This is a genomic window from Nitrobacter hamburgensis X14 (genome assembly GCF_000013885.1).
In the GTDB taxonomy this organism is placed as follows: Bacteria; Pseudomonadota; Alphaproteobacteria; order Rhizobiales; family Xanthobacteraceae; genus Nitrobacter; species Nitrobacter hamburgensis.
This window is the reverse complement of sequence record NC_007964.1, coordinates 4,350,883-4,367,102: the sequence shown is the minus strand read 5'-3', so window position 1 is coordinate 4,367,102 and position 16,220 is coordinate 4,350,883. Positions and strand designations below refer to the sequence as shown.

Here is a 16,220-nt window from a genome sequence, read left to right as displayed (position 1 = left end):
CGATGAGATGTCGTTCAGAGGGGACTTGACGAACGAAGGCCCATTACAGAAGCATCACGGACACATTGGCAGGTTCCTTGTTCACGGCATCCACGGCCTGAGCCCCGATTGCATGACGCGGCTCGATTCCCGAGCCTGATCAACCTCACATCCGGTCGCCGCACGGGACGGCTGCACCAATATCCCGCTTGCGGCGGGCAAGGGCTCAGGAGGACGAGACCATTCTGAATGGCGGCATTTTTGGCCAGGACCGCGACCGGTTCGTCCACCTGGATCCGCCGGGGCTTGATCAGGTCCCGGAAGATTGCGGAGTATGTTTGTGTAGCCTCACGTGGATTTCATGACCACGCCCTCTATGACCACGCCGGCGGTGACGTATTTCCACAGCGCAACAAGCAGCTTGCGGGCGAGCGCGACGATTGTCATCTTCTTCAGACGACCGCCATTTCGCCTCACCCGTTCCTGGAACCAGCAAGCCAGCGCCGAGTCCGGCTGCTGACGCAACCACAGCCACGAAAGCTGGACCATCGTCGTTCGCAGGCGCGGATTGCCCGCTTTCGAGACGCCTTGTTCACGGTCGATCGATCCGCTTCTCCAAGGCGTCGGTGCCAGCCCTGCATAGGCTGCAAGCTGTCTCCGATTGTCGAAGTGCCGGTACAGACCTTCCGCGTAGAGGATGGCGGCGAACTCGGGGCCGATTCCTCTGATCTCGCGTAACATCGCAGCGGACGAAGGCATGTCTTCCCGCTTCTCGGCCAGAAGCGCGTCACGCTCCACCTCCACCGTCTTGATCTGCTCGATCAACAGTTCGAGCCGGTCAAGTTCACGGCATATCTGGGCCTTGAGGTGACCGGGCAGAGCGTCGCCATCGCCGGTTCGTAGCTCTTCCAGCCGCTCGCGCCGGTCACGATGCAGCGGCGCGTAGCCGGTGATGCCCTGGCCAAAGAGTAATCCTTTGATGCGATTGATGTGAAGCGTCCGCTCGCCGACCAACGTCTTGCGCTCACGGCAGGTTCGGCGACGATCCTCTTCCTTGAGGGTAGGTACTCTGACCATCGAGCAGACGCGCGGTTCGCCCCGCTTGTAGGCCAGCAGCGTTCGCACTAGCGTCTCGCCATCAATCTTGTCGGTCTTCACTCGGCGCCGCCGGCGCGACACGGCAATCGAGGCGGCATCGACAACATGGCTTTCGATCCAGTCTTCCCGGCGCAGGCGCCGATCGATCCAGAAGCCGTCGAGACCAGCTTCCTCGATCACCACGAGCGGATAAAGCTTGCCCGTGCGCGCCTGCGCTTTCTCGCGCAACACGCCAAAGCGCACAAACAGCCCGGCAATGTCGCCGCCGACAACCGTGTGCTGCGACATCTTTGCGCCATGGCCCGGCGACAAGGATGTGATCAGCCAGGTCGATTTGCTCAGTTCCAATGACACGAAGATCGCGCCAAGATCGACCCGGATAGCCGCGGGCACTTCGAGTTGGTCAGTCGTAACGGGCATGATCACCTCCACAGAGTGTTGCAGCAGTTGCACTCTGTCACAGCGCCTGCCGCTATCCCCATGGGATCTGAATATCGGCGGCATGGACGCTCACGCCGAGCAAGAGGCCGAGTGTGTCGACGAGGATGTGGCGCTTGCGGCCCGTGATCTCAGCGCAACGTCTTCGTTGTCGCTCCTTGCCCGCATCAAAGCCCTGCGGGTCGAGTGCAGAGCCCCTTTTTGCGCTGCCTTGCTGCTTTTGGCGTCGATGATTGCAACCGTGGGACTCGCCTCGCGTCCGGCTGCTTCGCGTGTCGCTACATAGAGTGTATCGTGAATACGATCCAACGTGCCGTCCCAATCCCGTAACATGAAGTAGAAATGCGCCGTGCTCTTGGGCGGCAGGTCTTTCGGCATCGCCTTCCATTGGCAGCCGGTCGACAGCACATAGAAGATCGCGTTCAACACCTCGCGGACGTCGACCGAACGGCGGCGTCCGCCTCGTCGCGCCGGCGGGATCATTGCAGCAACAAGCACCCACTCCGCATCACTCAAATCACTGGGATAGCGCTGGCTGCGCCGGTCAGCCGTCAGACGGTGTTCAGGCTTCCACATCGTGTGCTCCTGTCACGGATCGCTCCAGGACATGGAATCACAACCGACTCATCTGACTCAAGTTCTTCCTAAATCGGCTCTTAAGAGCCGATCCGAAAAGAAGTTGAATCGGCGGAATCATTTATGATTCCCTGTAAGGCGCGTGATTCGTCGCGGAGCGCCTTACCATGTGGACAGCTGAACACCGCCGTGCGGCGGACCGTCGCGGGCTTCGCTATCCGAGTGATCTGATCGAAGCGGAATGGGCCCTTGTCGCGCCCTTCGTGCCGCCGGCGCGGCGCGGTGGGCGCAAACGCGAGGTCAATGTTCGCGAAGTCATCAATGCCATCTTCTACGTGCTGTCGACGGGCTGCCAGTGGAACGCGCTACCCAAGGACCTGCCGCCGAAGAGCACGGCACATGATTATTTCATTCTGCTCGATCGTGATGGCGCCTTGCAACGCATACACGAGGCACTCTATCTCATGGCGCGTGAGCTGGCCGGACGTGAGGCCAGTCCGACAGCTGCGATTATCGACAGCCAGAGCGCGAAAGCCGCTCAAAAAGGGGCTCTGGACTGGACCCGCAAGGATATGATGCGGGCAAGGAGCGACAACGAAGACGTTGCGCTGAGATCACCGGCCGCAAACGCCACGTTCTCGTCGACACGCTCGGGCTTCTCTGAGCGTCGTCATTCATTCCAACAGCGTGCAGGATCGCGACGGCGCGCGCGATGTTCTGCGTCAGGCGCGGCGGCGCTTCCCATTCATCGAAACGATCTTCGCCGATGCCGGTAGGCAAGCCCAACCGTTCGGCATATTAGCGTTTGATAAAGGTGACGAGCCGCCAAGGGATAGCGGCTTCCTCGGCGACTAAACGCCCCGCGGTTCAACCTAGGCAGTAGTGACGATTTAGCGGGGAACGCAAACGCATCAAGCTTGCACCATCGCTAACCGCCGCTTGCAGGGGTGCGGGCCGGTCCCGACAAGACACCGCGGTAATGGCGGCGGAATTTCCCTTTAGAGGCCGATCTGCGTTTGAACCGACAGCCAGCGACGTTTGACTTATGTATTTATGGCCAGTCTCCGCAGGAGGCGGACATGAGAGATCATGATCTATTGCTTCACGCCATTGTTGAGATAAAGGAAATTATTGACCGATATCTTGAAGTCGGCACCTCGTGTCCAGAAATTGCGATGGATCGTTTGGTCGAAATTCTGGATCGGCATGAGTTGGTGGTCGCGATCGACCGGTTGGAGCGTGGGTTTGGACGGCCGCGGCTGGTCAACTGAAACGCAACGCTGGACCGCCAGAACATACAGTTCGTTGCGAAAGGCTATTGGCCTCACCTCTCAACGCGATGCCTTCCGCTGGCGCTGGCGAGGAAACGACCCAGCAGGCGGCGTTTTCCCTTGCGCGGAATGAGGTCAATATCGCTCACCAGCTTCGCGCCACCCTTGCGTCGTTCCAGAACGATCTTTCGAGTATGAAAGGCTTCGAGTTCGACGCGATGTGCCACGCTGACGACGGTGGCGTTGGGAAGCTCCTTATTGAGGAGTTCCATCATCTTATCCTGGCTTTTTGCGTCGAGCGCGGATGTTGCTTCGTCCAGCACGATGATATCGGGGTTGTGCAAAAACAGCCGGGCGAAAGCGAGCCGCTGCTTTTCGCCGCCCGACAGCGTCTGGTCCCAGGGCGCTTCTTCCTCAAGTCGCTCCTTGAGATGACCAAGTCCCACTTTGTCCAGCGCAGTGCCAATTTCTTCGAGAGCCCAGTCTTCCGCACCCGCGGGGTAGGCGGCAGCGCGACGTAACGTTCCAAACGGCACGTACGGCTTTTGCGGGAGCATGAACAACCGACGGTCCGGATGGAAGCTGACGCTGCCGCCACCCCATGGCCACAGGCCAGCGATAGCCCGCACCAGCGTGCTTTTGCCGGTCCCGGACTCACCCGCCACCAGCACGCGCTCGCCGGCATCGATGATCACTTCCGCTTCTCCCACCACGGCGGTGCCGTCGTCGAGCGTCACCGACAAGTCGTTAAGGCTGAGGACTGCGTCGCCCTCGGTCTTGCCACGCTGAATGCGGCCGATGCCGTCGCCACGCTCGGCGCGATCCAGCCCGTCGATCGACATCATCAGCGAGGCGATCCGCCGCGCGCAGGCATTCCAGTCAGCCAGACGCGGATAATTATCGACAAGCCAGCCGAACGCGCTCTGCACGATGGTGAAGGCCGACGCCGCCTGCATCACCTGTCCCAACGTCATGCTGCCATCGAGGAACTTCGGCGCGCAGAGCAGCAGCGGGATGACCGGAGCGATCAGGCTCGATCCCTGCGACACGATGGTGGTGCGCATGTGCTGACCGCACAGCAGCGCCCATTGCTTGATGACGCTGGCGAACGTTTTGTTGATTCCGTCGCGCTCTTCTTCCTCGCCACCCAACAGGGCGATGCTTTCGCCGTTCTCGCGAACGCGCGTCAGCGCGTAGCGATATTCGGCTTCGGCCTGGTTTTTACTCTCCGAAACCGCGACAAAGTGGCGGCCGATGTAGACCATCGAACCGCTGGTAACTCCGGCATAGATCACCGCCGCCACCACCAGGAAACCGGGCACGGTAAATGTCGACCCACCGACCGTCAGGGTCAGCGCGCCACCGATGGTCCAGAGCACCACAATAAAGGTTGCCGCCGAAAGGAACGCGGATATCACGCCGGAGGCGAAATCCACCGGCGCGTCGGTGGCGACCCGCAGATCCTCGGCGATGCGATATTCCGGGTTTTCGTGGTCGCCGCTGACAAGATTGAGTTGATAGTAGCGGCCGTTAGTCAACCATCGCGACACCACTGAATCGGTCAGCCACGCGCGCCAGCGGCGCTGGATGCCCATGCGTGCGAAGACCTGAAATACGCCGAGCGCCACGCTGCCGCTCGCGAGCGGGAAGAATACCCCCGTTAGATAAAAAACCGTGGCGGCGTCACGCTTCTCGATGGCGTCAAAGATCGCGCGATTCCAGACGTTGATGGCGTATTGGAACGCGACGTTTGTAATAATCAAGGCGATCAGGCCGAGAGAAAACACCCAGGCCAGCTTGCCGCCATTGGCACCCCAAAATCCTTTGGCGCTGATCCAGAATCGCGTGAGCAAATAGTCCTTGCGTGCCTGCTCAATCTCATCTGGCGAAAGATCTGCGTCGGGTTCCAAGATTTCTGGAGGCGGGGGTTCGACCGCATGTCCGGTCTCCGTGACGACTTCAAGGATTGGCGGCTTCGGCATGGCTCACGACCTCGGTTGAATTCGGTAGCGGAAGCGCCGCAATAGGCGATCTTGGGCACGTCTCTCGAATTGTTGCGCTGCGATAGGAGTGCTGGATTCAATTTCTGCCAAATTCTGAAGTGATACAATCAAGGCGAATGACAGGCCGATCGGTCAATACGCGTCTCGTCAGGACGTCGGGAGAGGATGGGACCTGGTGAAAGTTGAAATTCGCACAACCGAACGCGAAGGCGCGGCGAGACCATCGCCGACCGTCGTCGGCATCGGCGCATCGGCGAGCGGCATCGAAGCGCTCAGCCGCTTCTTCGAGGCCATGCCGAGCGATAGCGGTTGTGCGTTCGTGGTCGTTTTGCATCTCGATCCGGATCGCGAAAGCGAGATGGCGCACATTCTGGCCGCCCGCACGGCGATGCCGGTCGCGCAGATCCATGACGGAATGAAAATTGATGGCGACCACGTCTATGTGATCGCGCCCGATACCGATCTGGAGGTGCGCAACGGTCGGCTGCATGTGTCCAAACCGTCGGAAGCCCGCGGTCACCGTCATCCGGTGGATGTGCTGTTCAAGTCGCTCGCTGCGGAACAGCGCGAACGGGCCATCGCCATCGTGCTCTCCGGAACCGGAAGCAACGGCACCGATGGATTGAAGGAGATCAGGGCAGAGGGCGGCATGAGTCTGGTGCAGACGCCTGAGACCGCGAAATTCGACGGCATGCCGCGAAGCGCGATCGCGGCGGATATGGCCGATCATATTCTCGCTCCGGAAAAGATGCCGGAGACCATCATTGCCTACACGCGTCATGGTTACCTCGCCGCGTCAGCCGAAGCCGGGCCCGCTTCGCCGGCCGGTCAGGCAACCATCGAACAGGTTCTGGAACTGTTGCGAGCCCGCGCCAGACACGACTTCGGCAGCTACAAGCGCAGCACGCAGCGTCGGCGCATTCACCGCCGCATGGGGCTCCGAAACATTGGAACGCTGAACGACTATCTGGAGGAGCTGCGGGCCAATCCGGATGAAGTCCAGACCTTGGTGGCGGACCTGATGATCAGTGTCACAGGGTTCTTTCGCGACGTCGAAGCGTGGAATGCCCTCACGGTATCGGTGATCGACCCGCTCGTCGCGGAGCGCGACTCCGGCGCTGCGATCCGGGTCTGGGTTTCGGCGTGCGCCACCGGCGAGGAGGCCTATTCCATCGCCATGCTGGTGACGGAACGGGCGGAGGCGGCGCTAAAGCGGTTCGACCTCAAGGTGTTCGCGACCGATGCCCAGGACGACAATTTGCGCAAGGCGCGCGACGGCATTTATCCGGCCGCCGCCACGGCCGGATTTCCGCCGCAACGTCTGCAGCGCTTCTTCGAGAAGCTCGATGGCTCCTTTCAGGTCCGCAAGGAACTTCGCGATATGGTCGTGTTCGCGCAACAGAATCTGCTGCGCGACCCGCCGTTCTCACGGCTGGGATCTCATTTCGTGCCGCAATTGCTTGATCTACCTTGAGCCGGAGCCGCAACAGCGCATCATCGCTCTTTGTCATTTCGGCTTGCGCCAAGGTGGCCATCTGTTCTTGGCAATGCTGAAACAGTCGGGCGGCAGGGCGACCTGTTCGAGACCGTGTCCAAGAAATGGCGGATTTATCGCCGGGAAGGCCAGACCCGGCACGACCTCATTGATTATCCGTCAACAGCACATCAACCCGTTGAGCCACGCCAGACGGATGACCCGTCGCTAGTTGAGCCATCCAACGCCTCGGTGACCGAGACAGCGCGGCGCGTGCTGTGTGTTTCGGCGCGGGTTTGGACGCCGATCGGCGCCAGGGTCACTATTCTCACATCAATAAAATCAAAACTTTAGACTGCGCGTGCGCCGATTGAGGGGGTCAAAGTTCAATCAGTATTCACAACCGCGTGCGGCGCGCTCATGTTCCAGCGTTCGCGGTGTTTTGTTCAAATAGTCGCTCATCCGGGAAACCCGCTGATTCGGCTCGGACGGAAGGACTTTCCCCATTGATCGTTTGACCTCCTCTTCAACAGGAGGCAATCACATGGACTGGAACCGCGTCGAAGGAAACTGGAAACAGGTCAAGGGCAAGGTGAAGGAGCAGTGGGGCAAACTCACCGATGACGACCTCGATCAGATCGCTGGCAAGCGTGAGCAGCTCGAAGGAAAACTGCAACAGCGTTACGGGTACCAGAAAGACCAGACCAAGAAGGAAGTTGATGATTGGTACGGCACTCAATCATGGCCCGACTAAATGATTTGCCCCGCTTCGGCGGGGCATTTTTTAATCTGCACTTCTAGCGCTGGAATCCCGCCCAACCTACGCCGCACCAACAACGACCCGCCTTCGTTTCGAGTGAAGTATGACGGCGTGGAAATTGGATCAATCTCGAAACGGCATCACCACGTCGAGCATCGTGACTTCCGGTCATGGGGCATCGACACGATGCCGTTGATGAGCCATGGCGGCAGGCCTCCGGCGGGAGAGGCTAGAGAGGCTCGCAGTTTCGATCAGGCTAAAAAAACTGTTCAAAGAGGCTTTCGAGAAATGGAAGACAAGTCTTTCACCAAGCCAGCTTGAGGAGAACCTGATCTACAAGCGGGCGGCAGCCAGCAGACGGGCACGATGACAGACTGGTCCCGCCGCTTCAACGCGCCGGTCAAGACGCCGGACGGGAAGACGCTGCGCACGCTGAAGGATGCCGCCGAGTATGTGCTGGCGTTACCGCCGAAGGTGCAGGCCGAACCTGCATGGCAGCGCGCGGCTCGAGAACTGAAGAACGCCGCTGAGCTGGATCCGGCATGGTGATGGTTCGCACGGTCGGCGATGATGCACGCGCTGCTCGGGCCGGATGAGCCGCCTATCGGCAACCCAGAGAGGAAGAAGGGGCATAGGTGGCGGACGAAACGAAAACTGGCGAGGGATCGCTAATGCGGTACAGATCGACGCATGGGCAAATTCGTTGCATCTGCCAAAGAACACGCTACTTCTTGTGCGGTTCGACCGTTGTTTTTGAAGAGCCCTCGGGCGCCGACTGCATACCTGGTGGACTTTGGCCCTGCGGACTTTCTGGAGGAGCGCCGCCGGACCCGGTGTCAATGGGACCGGTCCAGCCCTGTGGTTGTGGTTGGCCCTTAGTTTCCGGCGTTACGGTCCGGCCAGTGTTATATTCAGACTTGTTTGGTTGCTTGGAATCCGAGTTTGTCTGAGCGCTGGCAATCCCGACTAAGCACGCCGTCCAGGTCATAATAACCAATATAACCAATATAACCAATATACGATGCATGATGGTCCTCCGGTCATATGCACTTTCAACAGCCCCAGCGACACGGTGTTCCATTCAACCTGAAGGTCGACATCTGCTTGTGATGCCTTCGTCCTACGCCTGCAATGACGATTGGACGAAGGAAGAGTTGCATCCCCGAACATACTCCGCTGCGCGGCGAGCGAGGCGCTGCCGCACGCCGCGTCAGTATGGTGGCACCATTTTCTGCCAGCCTCCTCCTTTCCCAGCCAAAAGTGCGCACGTTCCAATCTAATATGCCATGGCTAAGGACGGTTCCAATCCCCGGAGCAGCGCATGTTGAGCAAGTCTGAAGAGTACAGGGAGAACGCCCGCAACTGCGGTGAACTGGCTGCTGAAGCGAAGGATTTGCCGTCGAAGAAACGCTACAAACGTATGCAGGATGCATGGCTCGCGCTTGCCGAGGAGCAAGACTGGCTGGAGGGGAAAGTGGTGTCAGCGGACAAATAGAAAATCCCGCCGCCGAACGGTCGGTGCCTCCCTCCTGCAATAGAAAACTCCGCCGGAGCGGGTGTCGGCGCCGCCCAGGACGCATGACATGACGAACCTGCTCAAGCTCCCAACCTGGGCCGATGACGAGCACATCTATGCCGTCATCGAGACGCCGCGAGGAAGCACCTGCAAGCTGGACTTCGATCCTGAAACCTGCGGGCGTTCACACTGGCCAAGCCGTTAACCGGGCCGTTCCACATATGCGTCAAAGCCGCACTTGGATGCGATTTGACGTTCTTGGCGCTTGTTTCGCAGGACAGTAACCAGCCTAGGCCCGTTCCGCGGTCCTTGACCGCTGGCCACGATGAAATCCGCGGTACCGATCGCCTAATCAAATTCACGCGCTCGAAGGCGCAGTGCGTCAGACGGTCTGGTCGGCATCGAGGTATCGGTGCCGCCTTTGACGAGAAGCGCCCAGATTGTGCGGGCGATCTTGTTGGCCAGTGCGACGGCTACGACCTTATATGGCCGCCGTGCCATCAGCGAGATGATCCACGAGGGCAGCTTTACGCCTCTGCGAGCTTGCTTCAGGATGTCGCGCCAACAATCAGCAGCGTGCGCAACTGCTTATTTCCCTGTTTTGATATTCGGCCAAGCCGCTCATTGCCGCCGCTGGAGTTGGCTCGCGGAGTAATTCCGATCCAGGCGGCAAGATCGCGGCCCGTTTTGAATGCCGCGGGATCCTGAATGCTGGCTCGAACTGTCGCGGCGATGATCGGTCCGACGCCTGGGATGCTGGTCAGTCGCCAGGCGGTCTCATCTGCCTTCACTGTCGCGACGATCTTCGTGTCGAGTTTCTCGATACGTGCCGTCAGCATCTCGATTTGCTCGGCCATCTCGAGGAGCACTGCCCGAGCCGCGACTGGAAGACGCGTGTCCTCTGCGTCCCGCAGGACCAGGATGAGCTTCGCGATACTGGTCATGCCCGCGGCGGCGATGATGCCGAGTTCAGCCATATGAGCACGCATTGCATTTGCCGTCTGGCTCCGCTGACGGACGAATAGTTCACGGGTCCTCAGCACCATGCAGGCGGCCTGTTCGGCGGGGGTCTTGATGGGCACGAAGCGCATGGTGGGCCGCGATACTGCTTCGCAAATCGCCTCGGCATCAGCCGCGTCGGTCTTGTTTCGCTTGACGTAGGCCTTCACGTAGGTCGGCGGCATCATCCTGACCGTATGCCCGAGTTGCCCAATGGCATTCGCCCAGAGTAGTGCGAGCCTGCACACGCCTCGATCCCGACAAGGCACGGGTCGATAGCGCGGAAGAAGTCCAGCACCTGCGATCGCCGCAAGGCTCGGCGGACGACGATACTCCCGTCGCCGGCAATGCCGTGGACCTGAAATACCGACTTGGCCAAGTCTAAGCCGATCGTGATAATCTTCTCCATGGGAACGGTTCCTTCTGTTTCGTGGCGGTTCGCATCACCACGATAAGCACCTTCGGTGCCGCCTCGAAGGGCCGTTCCACACCATCAAACCCAGGCGACGTTGAGCGAGCACCAGGCGGCGCTGGCGGCGTCGGAGGAAGCGCGGCGTCGATTGGAAGTCATTGTCGGCGAATTGCGGCGCGAGAAGTTTGGCGCAAAATCCGAGAAGCTGCGGCCTGATCAATATCATTTGCCGCTCGAAGACGTCGAGATCGCGCAAGGCGTCCTGGACGCGGCGCAGGAGAAAGCGGCGGCGATTATCCAGGGCCGATCGCGCGGCGCATCAGATCAAGCCCGTCATCGCAATCGGGGCTGCCTGCCTGCGCATTTGCCGCGGGTGGAGCGGATCATCGAGCCTGCGAGCACGCTGTGTCCCTGCGGCTGCGGCGCGATGACGAAGATCGGCGAGGACGTCAGCGAGCGGCTCGACGTGATCCCGGCGCAATGGCGCGAGCTGGTCACGCGTCGTCCGAAATACGCTTGCCGCCGCTGCTCGGGCGCGGTCGTTCAGGCGCACGCGCCGGAGCACGTCGTGCCTGGCGGACTGCCGACCGAAGCGGCCATTGCGCAAGTGATCGTCGCCAAGTTCGGCGATCATACGCCGTTTTACCGGCAGGCCGGGATCTACGCGCGACAGGGGATCCGGCTCGACCGGGCGACGCTGGGGAACTGGTCCGGCCGCGCCTGCTTCCATCTCCAGCCCATCGGCGATCACATGCGCCGCCAGCTGGCGGCAGCGGATCGGCTGTTCATGGACGAGACCACCGCGCCGGTGCTCGCTCCCGGACGCGGCCAGACGAAGAAAGGCTTCTTCTGGGCTATCGTCTCCGACGACCGCGGCCACAGCGGCCCAAGTCCGCCGATCGTGCTGTTCCGATATGCGTCCGGACGCAGCGGCGCTTTTGCGGAGCAGTTCCTGGACGGCTTTAACGGACGCTTCCTGCAATGCGACGCATACGAGGGCTATGATCGGCTGACCGGCGTCGCGCGACCGCAAGGCCCCTCGACGCTCGTGCATTGTTGGAGTCATCCGCGTCGGCGCTTCGTCAAGTTGGCGCGCAACAGCAGATCGCCGATCGCCGAAGACGCTGTCCGGCAGATTGCGCTTCTCTATGCCATCGAAGCCACGGTGCGCGGATCGTCGCCGAAAATCCGGTTGGCTGCGCGCAAGGAGCATTCGCGGCCTGTCGTTGTTGCTTTGAAGCCGTGGTTCGAGAAACAGCTGTCGATGATCTCCAGCAGCTCGACACTCGCCCAGGACATCCGCTACGCGCTCAATCATTGGCCGGGGCTGACCCGCTTCCTCGAAGACGGAAGTCTTGAGCTCGACACCAATCCGGTCGAAAACGCCATCCGGCCGGACCTTGTCAGGCCGATCCTGACAACTAGACGTCGAGGATGAGGCTCAAGCCTGGAATCTCCTCCGCAATCCTCTTCCGCCTCGGATCGAACGACGGGATCTTCGATAGGGTCTATCAGGACCTCGACATGACGAGCAGGCGCAGGACTTCAGACGACCGCCCCAACCTTGTGCCGACCCGCCGTGACCTCGGCGGCGCGCGTCTCGCCATCGGCCGCCGTGACATGAATGTTGCCGCGAAAGCGGATAACGTAATCGAACCCCAACGTCTCGAGAAAGCCGAACAGCTTCGTGTCGCCGAAGCCTCGATCAGCAAGGATGGTCACCGCGACGCCATCGGGAAGACTCTCCGCCAAGCGCGCCAGACAGAGGTCCTCGAAGTCGTTGCGGCTGTCCTTCAGTTCGTCCTTCAGGACGGTCAGCCATAACAATGGCGTCGCCCGGCCGTGGTTGGAAACGAGATTCAACGCCAGCGTCGTCTGATCGTCCGCGTCAAAATCCGTCCAGTCCATGGCGACGACAATCGCCTTTCGCTGTCCGACGATCTGGGTCACCCAGGCGGCGAACATGTCCCACACGACAATGCCCTGATTGCTCAACAGCCGGTCAACCTGCTTGATGGCGTGCTTGCCAAGCAGACCGCGCGCCTGGGCCAGCGAGTGGCCGATGATCGACACTGCGAGCGATGCACTCGTCATGACGCCGAGCGCACCATTGGCCAAGGACGCCACGCGCTTGGCATGGAGGTCATCGGCGAAGATTCCAGCGAGAAAGTCGTAAACAAAATCAATGCGCTTGATCGGACGGCTCATGGTGGCGGCTCGTAAGGATGCGATTCGCGATCCTCATGAGGTGCCGGACAAATCAGGCCCATCTGAGTCCGCCAAAATGAGGGGAGTCATGAGCTTTGGACCCACAATTACAGCTGACGTTCGAACCCCAGCCTCATTATTTACGGTTTTTCCAATTTCACGGGTCGGCTCGACGTTTGGATTGGCTCCCGGCTAACCCTCTCATATTCTGCTATCACCTGCGCGCCTATCAACAGGATCAACGCTCCGATCTCGACGCTCAAGAGTACGGCGATAGCGGTTGTAAGGGAGCCGTAAACAAGTTGGATTTGCGACATTGTGGTGTAGTACCACGCCAGGATGTGTCGCGTTAATTCCCAGAGAAGCGCGGCCATCACACCGCCGATCATCGCGTGACGCAACGACAATCGCCCCACTGGCATGACGAAATAGATAGCGGTGATCAGCAACATCTCACCGATAACACCGATAACATAAAGGAAAAACATGGAGATCTGGTCCAGTGAGCGCGTCTGTCCTAGAAGCACGATGCTGCGGGTGCCCAAGAATTGGAACACTCCTGAAAGAACGGTAACGATCAGAAGTCCTATACCCAGAAACAGGATGAACAGGTATGGCATCACGGCGGACACCAGAAAATGTCGCCGTTTAATTTTCACCCGATGATAAAAGATCACGGACATCGCGTTTTCAAGAATGGTAAACGCCAAGGCACTAAAGAAAAGCATGGTGACGAATAGAATTCCCCCGACAACTTGTTTCTGAGCAAGGAAAGTCCGAACTTCCTGGACTAGAGCAGCCGATTGCCCGGGAACTACGAATTCGAGATACTCACTCAGGGTGGAGAGCAGGCGATCTTCCGGGACGATATGAGAGAGCGCCATCAAAATAAGGATAAGGAGGGGTACCAACGATAGTAGCGTGTAATACGCGACGGCCCCTGCCAGCAGAACACCTTGGTTGGCACGAAACTGCTTGATCACGGCCAGAGCAAATGCCCCTGGTTGCTTGAATATTTTCCTTGCCGTCCGGCCTGCATTCCACATGAACCAAGTCCGCTCTATTCAATGAGTTAAACGCTCGATGCCATTTCGGTCGCGGCAGAGGGACGGGCGAGAAGCAGTTCTTCCACTTCGGCTTGGGCCGGATGTTGCCGGCGGAATTCCAGCGTGGCCGACTGTCCATTATTATGCGGCGCGAGATCGCGCCGCGGGGGAGACGGCAGGGCCGTGCGGGGGGCTGCGAGGTCTTCGCGCAGCCTACGTCGTTCGTTCCCTATTCGAGGGCCGAATGGGTAATGCGGGAGCCGTAATAGTCGTCGACCGACTTGGAGCGCCCGGGCTCTTCCCAATCCCAGCTGCTCTCGGCTGCGTACTTCGGCGCGCCGTTGAGCTGGTCTGCGGTGATGCCGATGCGGTAGCCGCTGACGCGGGTATCGTATTTCAGGGCGTTCCAGGGAAGCGGATAGTGGTCATTGCCGATCCCGAGGAATCCGCCGAAGCCCAGGACTGCGTAGGACACCCGCCCGCTCGTCTTCTCGATCATGACGCGCTCAATCGTTCCGATCTCCTTGTCGTCGGGGCCGTACACAGCGGTGCCCGCAACCTTGTCGCTGCCGATCAGTGTGCTGCTCTCTCTCGCTTCGGTGGCCATGCAATGCTCCTTCATTGGGAAGGAAAAACGCGGCACGCGCGCCGAATGTTCCCATCACCGCGCTTTGTAAGAGCCCCTGTTCCACTGCGCCCAGCGCGTTCCTTTGCCCTTCTCTCGAAGGATGCATCCGCTCGCCGCCGAACTCCTTGCGGAATATCTCGGCGTGCTCCTCTACGGCGAACAGGAACACCTGATAGAACGTGTTCTCCCGCATCACCGAGTGCCCGTGCTTCTAGAGCGATAGCTCGCGCTCGTCGCAGAACTTCCTCAGCCTGTGGAAGTTCTCGCCCGTACACTTCTTCTCCTCGAGCGCGACCCAGTATCTGCAGGACAAGTCGGCGGCGCGGAGTATGCGCTGGTAGACGCTCACCGGAAGCGCCGCTCTATCGGACCTTTGATTGCCTTCTGGGTGCCGGGATTGGCGCGCCATTCAGAATAGGGGCACGAACTTTGAACCAAGTTTGAGTAGTAGGGACGTCGTCGCGGTCCGCTCTTCGTCACCTTCCAGCAGGTCGAGGCGGCTTCCCGCCGGCTTTGACGTAGGCATTCAGGAGGGAGTCGCGCCAAGCCGACATGGCATCGGCTTTCTCGGCCATTCTCTGGTTCGTGTGGTAGAACTCGCGCGTCGTGCGCGCCAGACTATCGTTTGTCTTGTTTCCAGCGTGCGCAAGCATCGCCGAGATGCCGCTCTTCGGCACGGAAGGTATCCGGTCCAGCGCGTTAGTAATTACTGTCCGTGTGAGGTGGGGACTGTAATACGGCAGGCCCGCCAGAACGTTGTCAGGATAGCTACCGTCCAAGCGCTTCTTTTCGCCGCGCATTGCGCGCACGTGCTGATTGAGTGAGTTCGGGTACACCGCGACGTCCGGCGGCGGCAAGGCCGTGAGCACCTCGACGGGCTCGTAGTCACGGGTCGCGGTACTCGCCGAGTACTCGCGAAAACCCATCTAGTCGGCCAAACGCGACCATGAGTTCTCCGGACTAAGACCGAGTAGTCTTCGATCGCACCGTTTGCGATCTGCAGCACCTCTTCTGGCAACGGCAGCCAAAACTCCGCGCCGCCTTTGATCATCCACTCCGGCCACGCGGCGCGGCCCCAGCGGTCTCGGCCGAACTCGTCAACCTGCATCAGCCGTTCGCGCTCAAGTGCCGTCACGCTAAAGCGGCGGTTGCCGGTAAACATGAGCCACCAGAAGCCGAAACGAACTCCCGGTGACACTTTCTCTTCTGTCGTCCGGCCGGCGCAGTATTCCTCATGGCGTACCAATATCTCGCCGAGATAATCGACGCCGAGCTCTGCTTTGCGCTGCGCCAGTGTTTGCTTCCGAACTTGTTGCGCTTGAGCCTCTTCGCCCGACATGGCCGCCGGCTCAATGTCCATCCACCAGGGGTGACGAATCTCGAGGAGTCCCGCTTCGTCCGGATACTGCGAGAGCGCCCAGTTCAGCGCACTCTGCACGTATGCCAAGGCTTTGCAGCGCATGCGGTGGCTTTCGATCGCCCGGTTAGCGACGATGAGATCGATAGGCTTCAAATCGGCGAGCCTAGTCGGCCCGAGCGCCGCGATCGATGGTCTGGCGAACGCGAGCCGCACATCGTCCTGCGTTCCGCGCCGTGGGTGCTTGATCCTGCCGGTTTTAGTGACGCGGATTTCCTTCAGCGTTGCCTGGAAGCGTTTTGCCAGCTCGTTCCAGGTCCACCCCTTCGGAGCCGGCGAGGGATCCGGCGCGGGCGCCGACGGCTGCATCTGAGGATCGTAGCCGTTGGCGATGGCGCCGTAGAGAGTAGCCGCTTTGTCGCGTGCTGCACGCACGCTGAGGAAGACCGCGCGCC

13 protein-coding genes and 4 pseudogenes are annotated in these 16,220 nt (G+C 60.1%); 8 read left to right on the top strand and 9 right to left on the bottom strand.

Features of this window, described 5'->3' with window-relative positions:
* Window positions 1–327: 327 nt before the first annotated feature.
* Window positions 328–1,497: an IS110 family transposase gene (locus NHAM_RS20455; RefSeq protein ID WP_041359312.1), complete on the bottom strand. Its 1,170-nt coding sequence runs from the start codon at window positions 1,495–1,497 to the stop codon at window positions 328–330.
* A 67-nt stretch (window positions 1,498–1,564) separates the two neighbouring features.
* Window positions 1,565–2,091, bottom strand: a pseudogene (locus NHAM_RS20450) (IS5 family transposase); the annotation flags it as partial.
* Window positions 2,092–2,258: 167 nt separating this feature from the next.
* Between NHAM_RS20450 and NHAM_RS20445 the strand changes: the two are divergent.
* Together NHAM_RS20445 and NHAM_RS27080 are read left to right on the top strand one after the other, a co-directional pair.
* Window positions 2,259–2,871: pseudogene (locus tag NHAM_RS20445) on the top strand (IS5 family transposase); the annotation flags it as partial.
* A 299-nt stretch (window positions 2,872–3,170) separates the two neighbouring features.
* The gene (locus NHAM_RS27080; RefSeq protein WP_157043716.1) at window positions 3,171–3,362 is read left to right on the top strand and encodes a hypothetical protein; all 192 of its coding nucleotides are present in this window, start codon (window positions 3,171–3,173) and stop codon (window positions 3,360–3,362) included.
* A gap of 53 nt (window positions 3,363–3,415) precedes the next feature.
* On the opposite strand, the gene NHAM_RS20435 is transcribed toward NHAM_RS27080, so the two are convergent.
* On the bottom strand, window positions 3,416–5,344 hold the full coding sequence (locus NHAM_RS20435) for an ABC transporter ATP-binding protein/permease (protein ID WP_011512292.1): 1,929 nt from the start codon (window positions 5,342–5,344) through the stop codon (window positions 3,416–3,418).
* 196 nt (window positions 5,345–5,540) lie between these two features.
* Here NHAM_RS20435 and NHAM_RS20430 point away from each other — a divergent pair, with 196 nt between their 5' ends.
* The 5 genes from NHAM_RS20430 (at window position 5,541) to NHAM_RS25440 (ending at window position 9,320) form a co-directional block, all read left to right on the top strand.
* A complete protein-coding gene (locus NHAM_RS20430) occupies window positions 5,541–6,839 on the top strand; it encodes a chemotaxis protein CheB (protein WP_011512291.1) in 1,299 nt (432 codons plus the stop codon).
* A 544-nt stretch (window positions 6,840–7,383) separates the two neighbouring features.
* Complete coding sequence (locus NHAM_RS20425) at window positions 7,384–7,593, top strand: CsbD family protein (RefSeq protein ID WP_011512289.1); 210 nt, start codon at window positions 7,384–7,386, stop codon at window positions 7,591–7,593.
* A gap of 372 nt (window positions 7,594–7,965) precedes the next feature.
* Window positions 7,966–8,148, top strand: coding sequence for a hypothetical protein (locus tag NHAM_RS20420; protein ID WP_011512288.1), 183 nt, complete (start codon window positions 7,966–7,968; stop codon window positions 8,146–8,148).
* A 772-nt stretch (window positions 8,149–8,920) separates the two neighbouring features.
* Window positions 8,921–9,094 carry a hypothetical protein gene (locus tag NHAM_RS27070; RefSeq protein ID WP_157043714.1) on the top strand — a complete coding sequence of 58 codons (174 nt, stop codon included), beginning with the start codon at window positions 8,921–8,923 and terminating at the stop codon, window positions 9,092–9,094.
* Between the two features lie 88 nt (window positions 9,095–9,182).
* Complete coding sequence (locus NHAM_RS25440) at window positions 9,183–9,320, top strand: hypothetical protein (protein ID WP_011512287.1); 138 nt, start codon at window positions 9,183–9,185, stop codon at window positions 9,318–9,320.
* A 143-nt stretch (window positions 9,321–9,463) separates the two neighbouring features.
* Here NHAM_RS25440 and NHAM_RS20415 read toward each other — a convergent pair.
* Window positions 9,464–10,523 (bottom strand): annotated as a pseudogene (locus tag NHAM_RS20415) (IS110 family transposase).
* Window positions 10,524–10,578: 55 nt separating this feature from the next.
* On the opposite strand from NHAM_RS20415, the pseudogene tnpC reads away from it, so the two are divergent.
* Window positions 10,579–11,922: pseudogene (tnpC, locus tag NHAM_RS20410) on the top strand (IS66 family transposase); the annotation flags it as partial.
* 149 nt (window positions 11,923–12,071) lie between these two features.
* Here the strand turns inward: tnpC and NHAM_RS20405 are convergent.
* The 5 genes from NHAM_RS20405 to NHAM_RS20380 all read right to left on the bottom strand — a co-directional run bounded on the left by NHAM_RS20405 (window position 12,072) and on the right by NHAM_RS20380 (window position 16,200).
* Window positions 12,072–12,734: a transposase gene (locus NHAM_RS20405; protein WP_011512284.1), complete on the bottom strand. Its 663-nt coding sequence runs from the start codon at window positions 12,732–12,734 to the stop codon at window positions 12,072–12,074.
* A 140-nt stretch (window positions 12,735–12,874) separates the two neighbouring features.
* Window positions 12,875–13,780: a YihY/virulence factor BrkB family protein gene (locus NHAM_RS20400; protein WP_011512283.1), complete on the bottom strand. Its 906-nt coding sequence runs from the start codon at window positions 13,778–13,780 to the stop codon at window positions 12,875–12,877.
* A gap of 229 nt (window positions 13,781–14,009) precedes the next feature.
* Window positions 14,010–14,387 carry a PRC-barrel domain-containing protein gene (locus tag NHAM_RS20395; protein ID WP_011512282.1) on the bottom strand — a complete coding sequence of 126 codons (378 nt, stop codon included), beginning with the start codon at window positions 14,385–14,387 and terminating at the stop codon, window positions 14,010–14,012.
* 232 nt (window positions 14,388–14,619) lie between these two features.
* Window positions 14,620–14,757, bottom strand: a complete 138-nt coding sequence (locus NHAM_RS20390; RefSeq protein ID WP_157043713.1) for a hypothetical protein — start codon at window positions 14,755–14,757, stop codon at window positions 14,620–14,622.
* Between the two features lie 357 nt (window positions 14,758–15,114).
* The gene (locus NHAM_RS20380; protein WP_157043712.1) at window positions 15,115–16,200 is read right to left on the bottom strand and encodes a hypothetical protein; all 1,086 of its coding nucleotides are present in this window, start codon (window positions 16,198–16,200) and stop codon (window positions 15,115–15,117) included.
* Window positions 16,201–16,220: the final 20 nt, after the last annotated feature.